The sequence below is a fragment of the Streptomyces argenteolus genome (assembly GCF_042902585.1).
Taxonomy (GTDB): Bacteria; Actinomycetota; Actinomycetes; order Streptomycetales; family Streptomycetaceae; genus Streptomyces; species Streptomyces argenteolus.
On record NZ_JBIBEG010000006.1, the window covers coordinates 222,611 to 236,704 of the forward strand.

Sequence of the window (14,094 nt, forward strand, 5' to 3'; positions counted from 1 at the left end):
CGTCGTGGTCTGTGGTCACGTCGGGGATTCGGCGCGGATCGCCCGGCGGATTGGTCGTTCACTCGATCGAAGGAAGTCTGATCATCGGCCAATCCGCGAGGCCTGCTGCCTCGAATGACCTCTGAGGGGCACTGGAGAACGGCCCCGGCCAGTCAGGCGAGACCGGAGGGAACCCGAATGGCAGGGGAGCGGCGGCGAACAGCCGTAGTGGGCAGCGGGGTGGCGGGACTCACCGCCGCGCACGTCCTGGGGAAGGCGCACGACGTGACGCTCTTCGAGGCGGACGGGCGCCCCGGCGGACACGCCCACACCCACGACCTGACCTCCTCGGACGGCCGGACACACCGCGTCGACTCGGGGTTCATCGTGCACAACCGGCGGACCTATCCGCACCTGCTCCGGCTCTTCGGCGAACTGGGCGTGGCCACGCAGGAGTCGGAGATGAGCATGTCCGTGCGCTGCGAGGGGTGCGGACTCGAATACGCGGGCGCCAAGGGCGCCGCCGGCCTGTTCGCCCGGCCCGGCTCCGTGGTGCGCGGCCCGTACCTGCGGATGCTGACCGAGGTGCCGCGTTTCCACCGGGCGGCCAGGGCGCTGCTCGCCCTGCCGGAGGGGACAGCGGGCGTGACCCTCGGAGAGTTCGCCGTGCGGGGCCGCTTCACCCCCTACTTCCGCGCGCACTTCCTCACCCCCATGGTCTCCGCCGTCTGGTCCTGCGACCCCGTGACCGCGTTGCGCTACCCCGCCCGCTACCTGTTCCGGTTCCTGGAGCACCACGGGATGCTCTCGATCGGGGACTCGCCGGTCTGGCGGACCGTCACCGGCGGCTCGCGCGAGTACGTCGACCGCGTCGTCAAGCAGGTGCACTCCGTACGGACCTCCACCCCGGTCAGGGCCGTGCGCAGACACAGCGACGGCGTGGAGATCGTCACGGAGGACGGCGCCACCGAGGAGTACGACGCGGTCGTCCTCGCCACCCATCCCGGCCAGGCGCTCCGGCTGCTCGCCGACCCGGCCGAGGAGGAGCGGCGGACACTCGGGGCGTTCCGCTACTCCCGCAACCCGACGCTGCTGCACACCGACACCACACTGCTGCCGCACAGCCGGGGGGCCGCCGCCTCGTGGAACTACCTGATGCCCTCCTGCGCCGCCGACGCCGACCGGGTCACCGTCAGCTACGACATGAACCGCCTTCAGCGGCTGGACGCCCCCGAGCGGTTCGTCGTCACGCTGAACGGCGCCGACCGGGTCGACCCGGACCTCGTACGCGCCCGGACGGTGTACGAACACCCCGTCTTCACCCCGGAGTCGGTCGCCGCCCAGGCCCGGCTGCCCGCGCTCTCGGGACCGGTCACCGCCTACGCGGGGGCCTACCACGGGTGGGGGTTCCACGAGGACGGCTGCCGCTCGGGTGCCGAGGCCGCCGCGGCGCTCGGGGTCGCCTGGTGAGCAGCGCCCTCTACCCGTGCACCATCACCCATGTGCGGACCGCGCCCCGCAGATACGCCCTGCGGCACCGCACCTATATGTGGCTCATCGACCCGGACCGCCCGCCACGGCTGCCGGCACCGCTGCGCCCGCTGGCCGGGTTCGACGCCCGTGACCACTTCGGCGGCACGGCGCCCACCGTACGGGCCGGGCTCGAACGGTTCCTGCGCACCCGGGGCGTCGACCTCGGCGACGGCAGCGTCACCATGCTCACCCAGGCCCGGGTCCTCGGCCACGTCTTCAATCCGCTGACCGTCTACTGGTGCCACCGCCCCGACGGCAGCCCGCTCTGCGTGGTCGCCGAGGTGCACAACACCTACGGCGGGCGCCACTGCTACCTGCTCCGCCCCGACGCCGCGGACCGGGCGCAGACCCGGAAGGACTTCTACGTCTCGCCGTTCTTCCCGGTGGACGGGGAGTACCGCATGCGGCTGCCCGTGCCGGACCGCCGCCTGAGCCTGACGGTCCACCTGGAGCGCGAGGGGGCCCGCCCGTTCACGGCGACCGTGCGCGGGACCCGGCGCCCCGGTACCCCCGGTCAGCTGCTGCGGCTCTTCCTCCGGCACCCCTTCTCGACCGCGGTCGTCTCCGCCGCCATCCGGCTGCACGGCATCCGGCTGTTCCTGCGCCGGCTCCCCGTCCAGCCCCGTCCCGCTCACCACACCCAGGAAGGCATGCAGTGAAGGTGCCCACCTCTTCCACCCCTCCCTCCTCGCCCGCCCGCAGCCGCACGATTCCGGCGCAGGCACGGGGCGCGACGGCCCCCCTCACCGCCGTGGACGCGGCCCGGTGGCCCGATGTCGCCGCCCAGCCCCGCGCCGGGGAGATCAGGACCGCCGTGGCCGAACGCCTCGTACGGCACGCGCTGTCCCGACTGCCCCTGCGCGTCCGGCTCGTGGGCCGGGACAGCATCGGGCTCGGCGGACCGCTCATGGAGATCCGCCGGCCCGACGCGTTCTTCCGGCGCATCGGCGCGGGCGGGCTCGTCGGCTTCGGCGAGTCGTACATGGCGGGGGAGTGGGACTCTCCCGACCTCGTCGGGGTACTGAGCGTCCTGGCGGGGAACGCGGCGGACCTCGTCCCCGCACCGCTGCAGAAGCTGCGCGGACTGTGGGCCCTGCGGCAGCCCGCCTCGCAGGCCAACACCCCCGAGGGGTCACGCGACAACATCAGCCACCACTACGACCTGTCGAACGACCTCTTCGCCCTCTTCCTCGACGAGACGCTGACCTACTCCTCCGCGGTCTTCCGCGGTTTCCCGGCCCAGTACGACCTGCTGCCCGCCGCCCAGCACCGCAAGATCGACCTGCTGCTGGACCTGGCCCATGTGGGCCCCGGCACCGAGCTGCTGGAGATCGGCACCGGCTGGGGCGAACTCGCCCTCCGCGCCGCCGCGCGGGGCGCCCGCGTCACCACCCTCACGCTCTCCAGGGAGCAGCAGGAGCTGGCCAGGGGCAGGATCCGGGAGGCCGGTTACGAGGACCGTGTCGACGTGCGGCTCTGCGACTACCGGGACGTCACCGGGGAGTACGACGCGATCGTCAGCGTCGAGATGATCGAGGCCGTCGGCGAGGAGTTCTGGCCGGTGTACTTCCGGACGCTGGAGCGCTGCCTCGCCCCCGGTGGCCGTGTCGCGCTCCAGGCCATCACCATGCCCGACGACCGGATGCTCGCCAGCCGCCGCACCTACACCTGGATCCAGAAGTACATCTTCCCCGGCGGACTGCTCCCCTCCACCGAGGCCGTCGAACGCGTCACCACCGCCCACACCGCACTGCGGACGCGGCAGCGCAGCACCTTCGGCATGCACTACGCCGAGACGCTGAGGCTGTGGCGGGAACGCTTCGAGGAGCGGGCCCCCCAGGTCGGCGCACTCGGCTTCGACGCGACCTTCCGCCGCATGTGGACCTTCTACCTCGCCTACTCCGAGGCCGGATTCCGGTCCGGTTACCTCGATGTGCAGCAGCTTCTCCTGACCCGTGAGGACACCGCGTGAACACCTTGACCGACACCCTGGGAACCGGAGCGGCGCAGCGGATCGCGCCCGTCGTCGAGCAGTTCCTCGGCGGCCCGCCGCCGGTCAGGATCAGGATGTGGGACGGCAGCGAGACCGGCCCCGAGGACGCCCCCACGGTCCACGTGCGCTCCCGCAGGGCGCTGCGCCGGCTGCTGTGGCAGCCGGGCGAACTCGGCCTCGCCGAGGCCTACATCACCGGTGACATCGACATCGCCGACGACCTCGCCGAGGGGCTGCGCGCGATGCGCCGCGCCTCCCGGGAGCAAGGGCTGGACCTGCCCCGTCCCGGCGTCGCCGACCGCCTCCGGGCGGCCGGGACCGCGTTGCGCCTCGGTGCGGTCGGCCCCCGCCCGCCGGTTCCCGCCGCCCGGGCCGGGCTCAGCGGCGCCCTGCACAGCAAGGCACGCGACCGGGCGGCCGTCAGCCACCACTACGACTTGTCGAACGCCTTCTACTCCCTGCTGCTCGACGAGACGATGGCGTACTCCTGCGGCTACTGGACCGGCACCGGCCCGGACTACGGGCCGGCCGACGCCCAGCGCGACAAGCTGGAGCTGATCTGCCGCAAGCTGGGACTGACCCCGGGCGCCCGCCTCCTCGACATCGGCTGCGGCTGGGGATCCCTGACGCTCCACGCGGCGGCCCGGCACGGGGTCCGTGTCACGGCGGTCACCCTGGCCAGGGAGCAGGCGGCGTACGTACGCGGACAGGTGGCGGAGCGCGGGCTGGAGAACCTCGTCGAGGTGCACTGCTGCGACTACCGCGACGTCACCGGCCTGGCGGACTTCCGCGGCGGCTACGACGCGGTGTCCACCGTCGAGATGGGGGAGCACGTCGGGGACGCCGAGTACCCCGCCTTCACCGCGCTCCTGCACTCCGTGCTCCGGCCCCGGGGCCGCGCCCTGGTCCAGCAGATGTCCCGGGGCTCCACCGCTCCCGGCGGCGGAGCGTTCATCGAGTCGTACATCGCCCCGGACATGCACATGCGCCCGCTCGGTGAGACGGTCGGCCTCCTCGAAGGGGCGGGACTGGAGGTCCGCGACGTGGAGTCGTTGCGTGAGCACTACGTGCTGACCGTGGAGGCCTGGCACCGGACCCTGGAGGAGCGCTGGCCCGAGTTCGTGGCCCTGGTCGGCGAGGAGACGGCCCGGGTGTGGCGCCTGTACCTGGTGGGCGGAGCCCTCGCCTTCGAGGAGCGGCGCATGGGGGTGGACCAGATCCTGTCGGTCCGGCCCGACGCGCAGGGGTCCGTCGGCATGCCCCTCACCCGTCACGACTGGTACGAGGGCCTCGGGGTGACGGCCGGACAGGAAAGCCGGTCCCCGGCCGGACCGGTCGTCGCGGGGGCGCGCACGGGGGCGGGCCGATGAACGGCTTCGCCTGGGCGGCGTTCGCCACGAACCTGGCGGCAGCCGCGGGCGCCGCCCTCGCCGTCATGCTCGTGACGTTCCTGATCGCCCTGCGCAAGCGCGTGCACCGGATCGTGGACGTCGCGTGGGGCCTCGGCTTCGCGGCCGTCGCCCTGGTCTCGTACGCCGTGTCGGCGGGCGAGGGGGACCCTGGGCAGCGGCTCCTGGTGACCGCGCTGACCGTGGTCTGGGGTGTGCGGCTGGCCGTGCACATCGGCCGGCGGGGCAGGGGTCACGGCGAGGACCCGCGCTACGAGGCCATGCTGGCCAAGGCGCCGGGCAACCCTGACCTGTACGCCCTGCGCAAGGTGTACCTGCTCCAGGGCGCGCTGGTCTGGCTCATCTCCCTGCCGGTACAGGCCGGGTACTACCTGCCGGGGCCGCCGGGCGCCTGGGCCTGGGCAGGCGTGGTGCTGTGGGCGGTGGGGCTCGCCTTCGAAGCGGTGGGGGACGCACAGCTCGCCCGGTTCAAGCGCGATCCGGCGAACAAGGGCCGGATCATGGACCGGGGGCTGTGGTCCTGGACCCGGCACCCGAACTACTTCGGCGACTTCTGCGTCTGGTGGGGTCTCTTCCTCGTCGTCTGCGCGGAGCCCGCGGTGGCGGCGGCCACGCTCGTCTCGCCGGTGGTGATGAGCCTCCTGCTGACCAAGGGCAGTGGCAAGGCACTGCTGGAGCGGCACATGGAGGGACGGCCGGGATACGCCGAGTACACCGCCCGCACCAGCGGCTTCTTCCCCCTGCCTCCGGGCTCGCGGCGCCGGGGCTGAACCACGGCACGAAGGGCGTGCCCCCGGGGTGGGGGCACGCCCTTCGTGCCGTGGTTCAGCCCTGACGGTTTCGAACGTGCTCGGCGGGACCGGCTCAGGCCGCCTCGAACGTGCTCGCCGGGACCGCTCAGGCCGTCTCGAACTCCATCAGCGCCACCGGCGCCGAGGTCGGCCGGTCCGATCCCCCGGCCGGCTCGACGGTGATGCCCATGCCGGACGCGCGGTCCAACGGCCCGTCCATCAGCACCGCGTCGTCCGTCGCGGCCGGGTTCATCAGCCCGGCCGACCGCATCGTGCCGCCTTCGTCGAACCAGAGCTGGTAGACCTTGCCGTCCGGTGGATGCGCCATGTCCGAGGCGAGGAACACCGCCTTGTTCACGCTCCGCGAGACGACCACGGTGCCCCGGGCGCCGTCCCCGAGATCCGCGGCGGTGGTCCTCGCGTCCGGTGCGGTGAGCACCCGGGCCACCTGCTCGTTGTGCCGCTGGGCCCGGTCGGTCTCCTGCCGGGCGTCCTGAGCGACCTGGTTCTGCCACACCGCGACCCCGCCGAACGCGGCAGCGGCGGCGACACAGGCGGCGAGCGCGTACGTCGACCAGCGGCCCGCCCGCCGGGCCGATGACGTGGGCCGGGCACCGCGGCCGTGGGGAGGCGGCTCCTGGCGTACGGTCGTGATCTTCCGCAGCACCCGCTCCCGGAGAGCGGGCGGCGGGGTGGCGGACACCGCGAGCCCCAGCCGGGCGGCGGTGGCGGACAGTTCCCGCACCTCCTGGGCGCACGCCTCGCAGGCGCCCAGATGCCGTTCGAACGCGACGCGTTCGTCCTCCGGCAGTGCGTGCAGGGCGTAGGCCCCGGTCAGTGTGTGCAGCTCGGCCGTGCTCATGCGCTCACCCCCAGGCAGTCACGCAGGCGGATGAGCCCGTCGCGCAGCCGTGTCTTGATCGTCCCGAGCGGTACCGACAGCAACTCGCCGACCTCGCGGTAGGTCAGACCGCGGTAGTAAGCCAGCGTCACCGACTCCCGCTGGAGCTCGGAGAGGGTCCGCAGACAACGCCGGACCTGCTCCCGCTCCAGCCGGCTCTCGACCTGTTCGGACACCTCGTCGAAGTCCGGGGTGCGGTCGAGCAGCGCCGCCTTGTGCTCCCGCGCCGCCGTCGCCTCGGCCGACCGGACCCGGTCGACCGCACGGTGGTGGGCCAGTGTCAGCACCCAGTTCATGGCACTGCCGCGCGAGGGCTGGAAGCGGGGGGCGGTGCGCCACACCTCGACCAGAACCTCTTGGGCCACCTCCTCGGACTGGGCCGGGTCCCGGAGCACGCTCCGCACCAGGCCGAGCACGGGCCCGCTGACCTGGTCGTACACCTGGGTGAAGGCGTCCTGGTCGCCACGGGCGACCTGCACGAGCAACTCCTGCAGGCCAGGTCCCGGCGCGGGGACCCCACTGATGTGTACGGCTTCTTTCACGCGGACGATCCTCCAGGAGCACGCATCGGTTTCCTCGGTGATTCGGAGCCGGTGCCCCTCCGGATTGGTCGAACAGGCTACGGATTCGCCGACCGGACCGTACCTTCGTGCGAGGACGGTGCCGGACCCGGCCCGCGCAGCCCCGGGAAGATGAGCAGACCGGTCGCGCAGGCGATGATCCGCGCCCGGACCGCGACCGGGACCCCGGACCACGTTCCTGGTCAGGCCCCGCCGCGCTCCCCGGTGCGGAGGTCGGGCCTCCCCGGCTCCCGGGTGCGGAGGTCAGGGCCTGCCGCACCCAGGGAGGTGCCGGAGCTCCGGGGCGGAGCCGGAACGCGCGGACCCCGGTCACCGCTCGGGGCGGTGACCGGGGTCCGGGGCGGGGACGTCAGGCCGTGCTCTCCTGCTCGCGCTCCACCTGCTCGTTCCACTCGCGCTTGACCGCGCGCCAGGCGTCGTCGTTCTGGCCGAGACGCCAGTAGCCGGAGATCGACAGCTGCTGGAGCGGGATCCCGCGCTCCAGGCGCAGGTGGCGCCGGATCTCCTTCACGAAGCCCGCCTCCCCGTGAACGAAGGCCTGAACCGCCCCTTCGGGGAAGTCCAGCCCGCTCACCGCCGCGACCAGTGCCTCGCCCACCGGGCGGTCGCCGCGGTGCAGCCAGGTCACCGAGACGCCGTCCGGAGCCACGAGCTTCTGCTCCTCGGAGGCGTCGGACACCTCCACGAAAGTGTGCACCAGGGCGCCCTGCGGCATCCGCTCCAGCGACGCGGCGATCGCCGGCAGGGCGCTCTCGTCGCCCACCAGCAGGTGCCAGTCCGCCGACGCGTCGGGGGCGTACCCACCGCCGGGGCCCAGGAACGTCACCTGGTCGCCGGGCTGCGCCCGTGCCGCCCAGGGGCCCGCAAGGCCCTCGTCGCCGTGGACCACGAAGTCGATGGCGAGCTCCCCGGTGCCGGCGTCCCAGGAGCGCACGGTGTAGGTGCGGGTGGTCGGCCACAGCTCGCGCGGGTACTCCTCGCGGATCCGGGCCATGTCGAAGGGGTGGGAGTAGTCCGCGCCCTCCGGGGCGAAGCACAGCTTGACGTAGTGGTCGGTGTAGCCCTCGAGGGTGAAACCGGCCAGGCCGTCGCCACCGAGGATCACGCGCACCATGTGCGGGGTGATCTGCTCGGTGCGCAGGACCTGCGCCCCTTGCGCCTTCGGTGCCCGGCGTTGCGGCCGCTCTGCCACGACGTTCTCCCTGCTCGACATGTGTGAAGCTCTGCATACTTAGGCTTACCTAAGCTAGCACCTTCACGCCTGGAGCGTCAGGAGCAGGCGCTGCAGCGCACCGCCCAGCCCCCAGCGCGTCGCGAGCTCCTCCAGTGCGGCGGGGTCGCGCGGTTCGCGGGGGAGGGCGGCGTCGAACGCGGGCAGGGGCACGTCGTCGGCGACGCGGACCACCTTGGGGGCGACGGCCACGTAGTCGCGGGCCTCGTCCAGCCGCTTGCGCTGGGACGGGGTGAGCCGGGCGGACGGATCGTCCACCGCCGCCATGATCCCGGCCAGGTCGCCGAAGGCGTCCAGCAGCTTCGCCGCGGTCTTCTCGCCGATCCCGGGCACCCCCGGCAGGCCGTCGCTCGGGTCGCCGCGCAGCAGCGCCAGATCGACGTATCCCGCGCCGTCGACGCCGTACTTCTCACGCAGCCAGGCCTCGTCCGTCAGCTGGAGCGAGCCCACCCCCTTCAGCGGGTAGAGGACCCGCACCCCGCGGGCGTCGTCGACCAGCTGGTAGAGGTCGCGGTCCCCGGTCACGATGTCCACCGGTCCGGCGGCCCGCCGGGCCAGTGTGCCGATCACGTCGTCCGCCTCGTAGGGGGCGACGCCCACCCGGGCGATGCCCAGGGCGTCCAGCACCGCCTCGATGACGGGGACCTGGGGGGAGAGCGTGTCCGGGGTCTCCTCCACGTCGGGCACGCCGTCGGGGGTCTCGGCCGCCACCCGGTGCGCCTTGTACGTGGGGATCAGGTCCACCCGCCACTGCGGGCGCCAGTCGGCGTCCATGCAGGCCACCAGATCGTCGGGACGGTGGTCCTGCACGAGCCGGGCGATGAAGTCCAGCAGCCCGCGCACGGCGTTGACCGGGGTGCCGTCCGGTGCGCGCACCGAGTCCGGGACGCCGAAGTAGGCGCGGAAGTAGAGGGAGGCGGTGTCGAGGAGCATCAGGCGTCGCGTCACACCCCGATGATGCCGTACCCCTCCGACAGCGAGTGCGGGAGAAGCGCACGGTTCCCGCCTCGGGGCGTTCGTACGAGTGAACTGGATCACACACGTGTTTGCCTTGTGTAAGTGAGGGCAGGCGCGCCACCGGAGCGGACCACGTCCATTTTTCGACTGATGCGCGTGCCCTGCGGGCCGAATCCGCACCGCTCCACGGTCTGCCGCGGGGGTGGCAGACCGTTTCGGTTCAACGCGTGAGGTGTATGTGTCAAGGCTGCAAGCGGAACACCTGTACAAGGTGTTCGGCAGACGACCCGATCAAGCCGTGCGGAAGCTCGAGGGCGGTACCCACCGCGACGAGCTGCGCGCCGACGGAACGACCGCAGCGGTGATCGACGCCTCGTTCACCGTGGAACCGGGCCAGATCTTCGTCGTCATGGGGCTCTCCGGATCCGGTAAGTCCACCCTGCTCCGGATGCTCAACGGCCTGCTGGAGCCCACTGCCGGACGGGTGCTCTTCGACGGTCAGGACCTGACCGCCCTGAGCCCCCGTGAGCTGCGCAGCGTCCGCTCCACCAAGATCAGCATGGTCTTCCAGCACTTCGCGCTCTTCCCCCACAGGAGCGTCCTGGAGAACGCCGCCTACGGGCTGGAGGTCCAGGGCGTCCCACGCGCCGAGCGTGAGGAGCGCGCCGCCCAGGCGCTGGAGCTGACCGGTCTCGCCGGCTGGGAGAAGTCCTGGCCCGACGAGCTGTCCGGCGGTATGCAGCAGCGTGTGGGCCTGGCCCGTGCGCTCGCCACCGACGCCGACCTGCTCCTGATGGACGAGTCCTTCAGCGCCCTCGACCCGCTGATCCGCCGTGACATGCAGGACCAGCTCCTGGAACTGCAGAAGCGGCTGAAGAAGACGATCGTCTTCATCACCCACGACCTCAACGAGGCCATGCGCCTCGGCGACCGTATCGCCGTGATGCGTGACGGCGAGATCGTCCAGCAGGGCACCGCCGAGGACATCCTCGTCCGGCCGTCCAACGACTACGTCGCGTCCTTCATCCAGGACGTCGACCGGTCCCGGGTGCTCACGGCGGGTTCGATCATGGAAGCCCCCCAGGCCGGCCGCTCCGACGCCGACCTGATGGCCGAGGCCCCCGCGACGGTGACCTCCGAGACCCCGATAGCCGAGCTCTTCACCCCCTGTTCCACCAGCGGGGTGGCCGTCGCCGTCACCGGTGAGGGCGGCGGAGTCGTCGGTGTCGTGCCGCGCGACCGGCTGCTCGCCGCGCTCGGCGAGGAACCGCAGGTGGAGACCCCTGTGCCGGCCCAGCGTGAGAAGAAGGTGATCGCCGGTGCCTAGGCTCTCCTTCGGCAGCTGGGTGGAGGACGCGGTCGACTGGCTCCAGTCGAACCTCACCTTCATCTTCGACTTCATCAAGACCGTCCTCGGCGGCATGTACGACGGCGTCAACGCCGTCCTCGGGGGCGGCGAGCCGCTGCTGATGGCCGGCATCTTCGCCGTCATCGCCTTCTGGCTGCGCGGGGTGATCCCCGCCGTCCTCACCTTCGCGGGCTTCGCGCTCATCGACTCCCTCGCCTTGTGGGGCGAGGCGATGGCCACGCTCTCGCTGGTCGTCGTGGCCGCCGTCATCACCATCGTGATCGCCGTCCCCACGGGTATCTGGGCGGCCCGCAACAACCGGGTCGGCGCCGCGCTGCGGCCGGTGCTCGACGTCATGCAGACGATGCCCGCCTTCGTCTACCTGATCCCCGGCGTCATGTTCTTCGGTGTCGGCGTCACCCCCGGTGTCATCGCCACCATCGTCTTCGCGATGCCGCCCGGCGTCCGTATGACCGAGCTGGGCATCCGCCAGGTCGACAGCGAGCTGGTGGAGGCCGCCGAGGCCTTCGGCACGACGCCCGGGCACACCCTCACCCGGGTGCAGCTGCCGCTCGCGCTGCCGACGATCATGGCCGGGATCAACCAGGTCATCATGCTGGCCCTGTCGATGGTCGTCATCGGCGGCATGGCGGGCGCCGGCGGTCTGGGCGAGAAGGTCTACGCCGCGATCACCCAGCTCCAGGTCGGCCTCGCCGCCGAGAGCGGGATCGCCGTCGTCATCCTCGCCATGTACCTGGACCGGATGACCGGCGCGCTCAACGAGCGGGTCTCCCCGCTCGGCCGCCGCGCCGCCGCCAAGGCCGCTGCGGGGGCGCGCCGGCTGAAGTTCGCGCACTACAAGCCGGGGACCGCCGTCGCGATGACCGGCGTCATCGTCCTCGCGCTCGTCGCGGGAGGCCTCAACATCGCGGGTTCCGCCGACTCGAAGGCCACCGCGTCCGACAGCACCGACGTCGGCAAGGGCCAGAAGATCAACATGGGGTACATCCCGTGGGACGAGGGCATCGCCTCCACGTACCTGTGGAAGGAGATCCTGGAGCAGCGCGGTTACGAGACCGGGATCACCCAGCTCGACGCCGGCCCGCTCTACTCCGGTGTCGCCCGTGGTGACATCGACTTCCAGACCGATTCCTGGCTGCCGACCACGCACAAGGACTACTGGGACAAGTACAGCGACCAGCTGGACGACATGGGCGCCTGGTACGGCCCGACGTCCCTGGAGCTGACGGTTCCGTCCTACGTCAAGGGCATCGACTCGCTCGAGGACCTCAAGGGCCAGGGCAAGAAGTTCGACGGCAAGATCATCGGTATCGAGTCGAGCGCCGGGATGATGGGCACCCTGAACAAGAAGGTGCTCAAGGAGTACGGCCTCGACGGTGAGTACAAGGTCGTGTCCTCCAGCACCTCCTCGATGCTCGCCGAGCTGAACGCCTCCATCAAGAAGAAGGAGCCGGTCGTGGTGACCCTGTGGTCGCCGCACTGGGCCTACGGCAAGCACGACCTGAAGAAGCTCAAGGACCCGAAGGGTGCCTGGGGCAAGGGTGAAGAGGTCCACACCGTCGCGCACAAGGGCTTCGCGAAGAAGGCGCCCGCCGTCGCCGCGTGGCTCAAGGACTTCAAGCTCACCGAGAAGCAGCTCACGAGTCTCGAGAACGAGATCCAGAACGCCGGCCAGGGCAAGGAGCAGGACGGCGTCCGCGCCTGGCTGAAGAAGAACCCCGGCCTGGTCGACAAGCTCGCGCCGGTGCCGGGCGGAGGCTCGAAGCAGGGCAAGGACGCCGGCAAGACCGTCAACCTGGGGTACTTCCCGTGGGACGAGGCCATCGCCTCCACCTACCTGTGGCAGAACATGCTGGAGGACCGGGGGTACAGCACGACGGTCAAGCAGCTCGACCCGGGCCCGCTGTACACGGGCCTCGCGCAGGGGCAGCTGGACGTCCAGTTCGACTCCTGGCTGCCGACGACGCACAAGGACTACTGGGACCGGTACAAGGACAACCTGTCGGACCTCGGTTCCTGGTACGGCCCGACATCGCTGGAGCTGTCCGTTCCCTCGTACGTCAAGGGCATCGACTCGCTCGAGGACCTCAAGGGCCAGGGCAAGAAGTTCGACGGCAAGATCATCGGCATCGAGTCGAGCGCCGGGATGATGGGCACCCTGAACAAGAAGGTGCTCAAGGAGTACGGCCTCGAAGGTGAGTACAAGGTCGTGTCCTCCAGCACGTCCTCGATGCTCGCCGAGCTGAACCGGTCGATCAAGAAGAAGGAGCCGGTCGTGGTGACCCTGTGGTCGCCGCACTGGGCCTACGGCAAGCACGACCTCAAGAAGCTCGAGGACCCGAAGGGTGCCTGGGGCGAGGGCGAGCAGATCCACACGGTCGCCAAGAAGGACTTCGCGAAGGACTTCCCGGAGCTGACCGGCTGGCTGAAGGACTTCGAGCTCAGCGAGGCGCAGCTGGCCTCGCTCGAGGTGGAGATCCAGAAGGGCGGCGCCGGCAAGGAGAAGGAGTCCGCGCGCCGCTGGATGGACGCCAATCCGGACGTGGTCGAGAAGCTGACACCCGTCACCGGCTGATCCACCCGCCCGTCACGGCGACGTGACCGGCTGATCCACCCGCCCGTCACGACGAAGGGGACGGCCCCGGTAGCGAACCGGGGCCGTCCCCTTCAGGCTGGTCGGAGGGAGTCCCCGAAGGTTTCTCCGTCCGTCCCCGTCCGCCCGCTTCCCCTCCATCGCGCGAAGGACATGCGTAGGGTGCTGGCAACCGGGAGGATGGCGATCCGGGGAGGGAGCCGGACATGGACGACAAGGAAGCCCTTCGAGTGGGTGCCGCGGTCCGTCGACGCCGCAGGACGCTCGGACTCACCCTGGCCGCGGTGGCCGGGCGCAGCGGCCTGTCCGTACCGTTCCTCAGCCAGATCGAGAACGAACGGGCCAGACCGAGCCCCCGGTCCCTGGACCGGGTGGCGGAGGCGCTGGAGACCACGACCGAACGGCTGCGGGCCGCGGCGGACTCGGCGCGTGCCGTGGAGGTCGTGCGGGCGGACGACGAGGACGGTGTGCACCGGCTGGTGCGCGGACGGCACCAGATCAGCGCCCTGGAGTTCGTCGGTGAGCACGATCTCGGGCGCGAGTTCCAGCACCGCAACGACGAGGTGATGTACGTCGTGGAGGGCGCGGTCGAGGTGGAGGCCGAAGGCCGGGCCCACCGGCTCGGCCGGGGCGACACCCTCTTCCTCTCCGGCGGGGTCCGGCACCGCTGGCGGGCCACCGTGCCGAACACCCGTCTGCTGGTCGTCTCGGTCGCCGAGCACATCGACGCGACGTACGACTCGCGCCGCTGACGGGG

Annotated in this window: 12 protein-coding genes; 8 read left to right on the top strand and 4 right to left on the bottom strand. The window is 71.4% G+C overall.

Going from position 1 to position 14,094, the window contains the following annotated elements:
* The first annotated feature begins 177 nt into the window (after positions 1–177).
* Genes ACFY8O_RS22290 through ACFY8O_RS22310 form a run of 5 tightly spaced genes read left to right on the top strand, consistent with a single transcriptional unit; the run spans position 178 to position 5,684 of the window.
* Complete coding sequence (locus ACFY8O_RS22290) at positions 178–1,449, top strand: NAD(P)/FAD-dependent oxidoreductase (protein WP_387904937.1); 1,272 nt, start codon at positions 178–180, stop codon at positions 1,447–1,449.
* The gene (locus tag ACFY8O_RS22295; RefSeq protein ID WP_387904940.1) at positions 1,446–2,171 is read left to right on the top strand and encodes a DUF1365 domain-containing protein; all 726 of its coding nucleotides are present in this window, start codon (positions 1,446–1,448) and stop codon (positions 2,169–2,171) included. Before ACFY8O_RS22290 ends, ACFY8O_RS22295 begins: the two co-directional genes overlap by 4 nt.
* Before the next feature lie 50 nt (positions 2,172–2,221).
* Positions 2,222–3,484: a class I SAM-dependent methyltransferase gene (locus tag ACFY8O_RS22300; protein ID WP_387905381.1), complete on the top strand. Its 1,263-nt coding sequence runs from the start codon at positions 2,222–2,224 to the stop codon at positions 3,482–3,484.
* Positions 3,481–4,875, top strand: coding sequence for a class I SAM-dependent methyltransferase (locus tag ACFY8O_RS22305; protein WP_387904942.1), 1,395 nt, complete (start codon positions 3,481–3,483; stop codon positions 4,873–4,875). The genes ACFY8O_RS22300 and ACFY8O_RS22305 overlap by 4 nt, the downstream gene beginning before the upstream one ends.
* A complete protein-coding gene (locus ACFY8O_RS22310; protein ID WP_387904945.1) occupies positions 4,872–5,684 on the top strand; it encodes a DUF1295 domain-containing protein in 813 nt (270 codons plus the stop codon). Before ACFY8O_RS22305 ends, ACFY8O_RS22310 begins: the two co-directional genes overlap by 4 nt.
* Positions 5,685–5,811: 127 nt before the next feature.
* On the opposite strand, the gene ACFY8O_RS22315 is transcribed toward ACFY8O_RS22310, so the two are convergent.
* The 4 genes from ACFY8O_RS22315 to ACFY8O_RS22330 form a co-directional block, all read right to left on the bottom strand.
* The gene (locus ACFY8O_RS22315; protein WP_387904948.1) at positions 5,812–6,567 is read right to left on the bottom strand and encodes an anti-sigma factor; all 756 of its coding nucleotides are present in this window, start codon (positions 6,565–6,567) and stop codon (positions 5,812–5,814) included.
* Positions 6,564–7,148, bottom strand: coding sequence for a sigma-70 family RNA polymerase sigma factor (locus tag ACFY8O_RS22320; protein WP_387904951.1), 585 nt, complete (start codon positions 7,146–7,148; stop codon positions 6,564–6,566). Before ACFY8O_RS22320 ends, ACFY8O_RS22315 begins: the two co-directional genes overlap by 4 nt.
* Positions 7,149–7,536: 388 nt before the next feature.
* Positions 7,537–8,379, bottom strand: coding sequence for a siderophore-interacting protein (locus ACFY8O_RS22325; protein WP_145806493.1), 843 nt, complete (start codon positions 8,377–8,379; stop codon positions 7,537–7,539).
* 63 nt (positions 8,380–8,442) lie between these two features.
* Complete coding sequence (locus tag ACFY8O_RS22330; RefSeq protein ID WP_145806867.1) at positions 8,443–9,351, bottom strand: 5'-3' exonuclease; 909 nt, start codon at positions 9,349–9,351, stop codon at positions 8,443–8,445.
* A gap of 262 nt (positions 9,352–9,613) precedes the next feature.
* Here ACFY8O_RS22330 and ACFY8O_RS22335 point away from each other — a divergent pair, with 262 nt between their 5' ends.
* From ACFY8O_RS22335 to ACFY8O_RS22345, 3 genes are all read left to right on the top strand, one after another.
* Positions 9,614–10,702: a quaternary amine ABC transporter ATP-binding protein gene (locus tag ACFY8O_RS22335; RefSeq protein WP_145806491.1), complete on the top strand. Its 1,089-nt coding sequence runs from the start codon at positions 9,614–9,616 to the stop codon at positions 10,700–10,702.
* Positions 10,695–13,319, top strand: a complete 2,625-nt coding sequence (locus ACFY8O_RS22340) for an ABC transporter permease/substrate binding protein (RefSeq protein ID WP_387904956.1) — start codon at positions 10,695–10,697, stop codon at positions 13,317–13,319. Before ACFY8O_RS22335 ends, ACFY8O_RS22340 begins: the two co-directional genes overlap by 8 nt.
* A gap of 224 nt (positions 13,320–13,543) precedes the next feature.
* Positions 13,544–14,089 carry a helix-turn-helix domain-containing protein gene (locus ACFY8O_RS22345; protein ID WP_387904960.1) on the top strand — a complete coding sequence of 182 codons (546 nt, stop codon included), beginning with the start codon at positions 13,544–13,546 and terminating at the stop codon, positions 14,087–14,089.
* Positions 14,090–14,094: the final 5 nt, after the last annotated feature.

Excerpts from the sequence above, each read along its gene's own strand:
- ACFY8O_RS22290 (WP_387904937.1), top strand. The coding sequence starts at position 178 with ATGGCAGGGGAGCGGCGGCGAACAGCCGTAGTGGGCAGCGGGGTGGCG.
- ACFY8O_RS22310 (WP_387904945.1), top strand. The coding sequence starts at position 4,872 with ATGAACGGCTTCGCCTGGGCGGCGTTCGCCACGAACCTGGCGGCAGCC.
- ACFY8O_RS22315 (WP_387904948.1), bottom strand. The coding sequence starts at position 6,567 with ATGAGCACGGCCGAGCTGCACACACTGACCGGGGCCTACGCCCTGCAC.
- ACFY8O_RS22330 (WP_145806867.1), bottom strand. The coding sequence starts at position 9,351 with ATGCTCCTCGACACCGCCTCCCTCTACTTCCGCGCCTACTTCGGCGTC.
- ACFY8O_RS22345 (WP_387904960.1), top strand. The coding sequence starts at position 13,544 with ATGGACGACAAGGAAGCCCTTCGAGTGGGTGCCGCGGTCCGTCGACGC.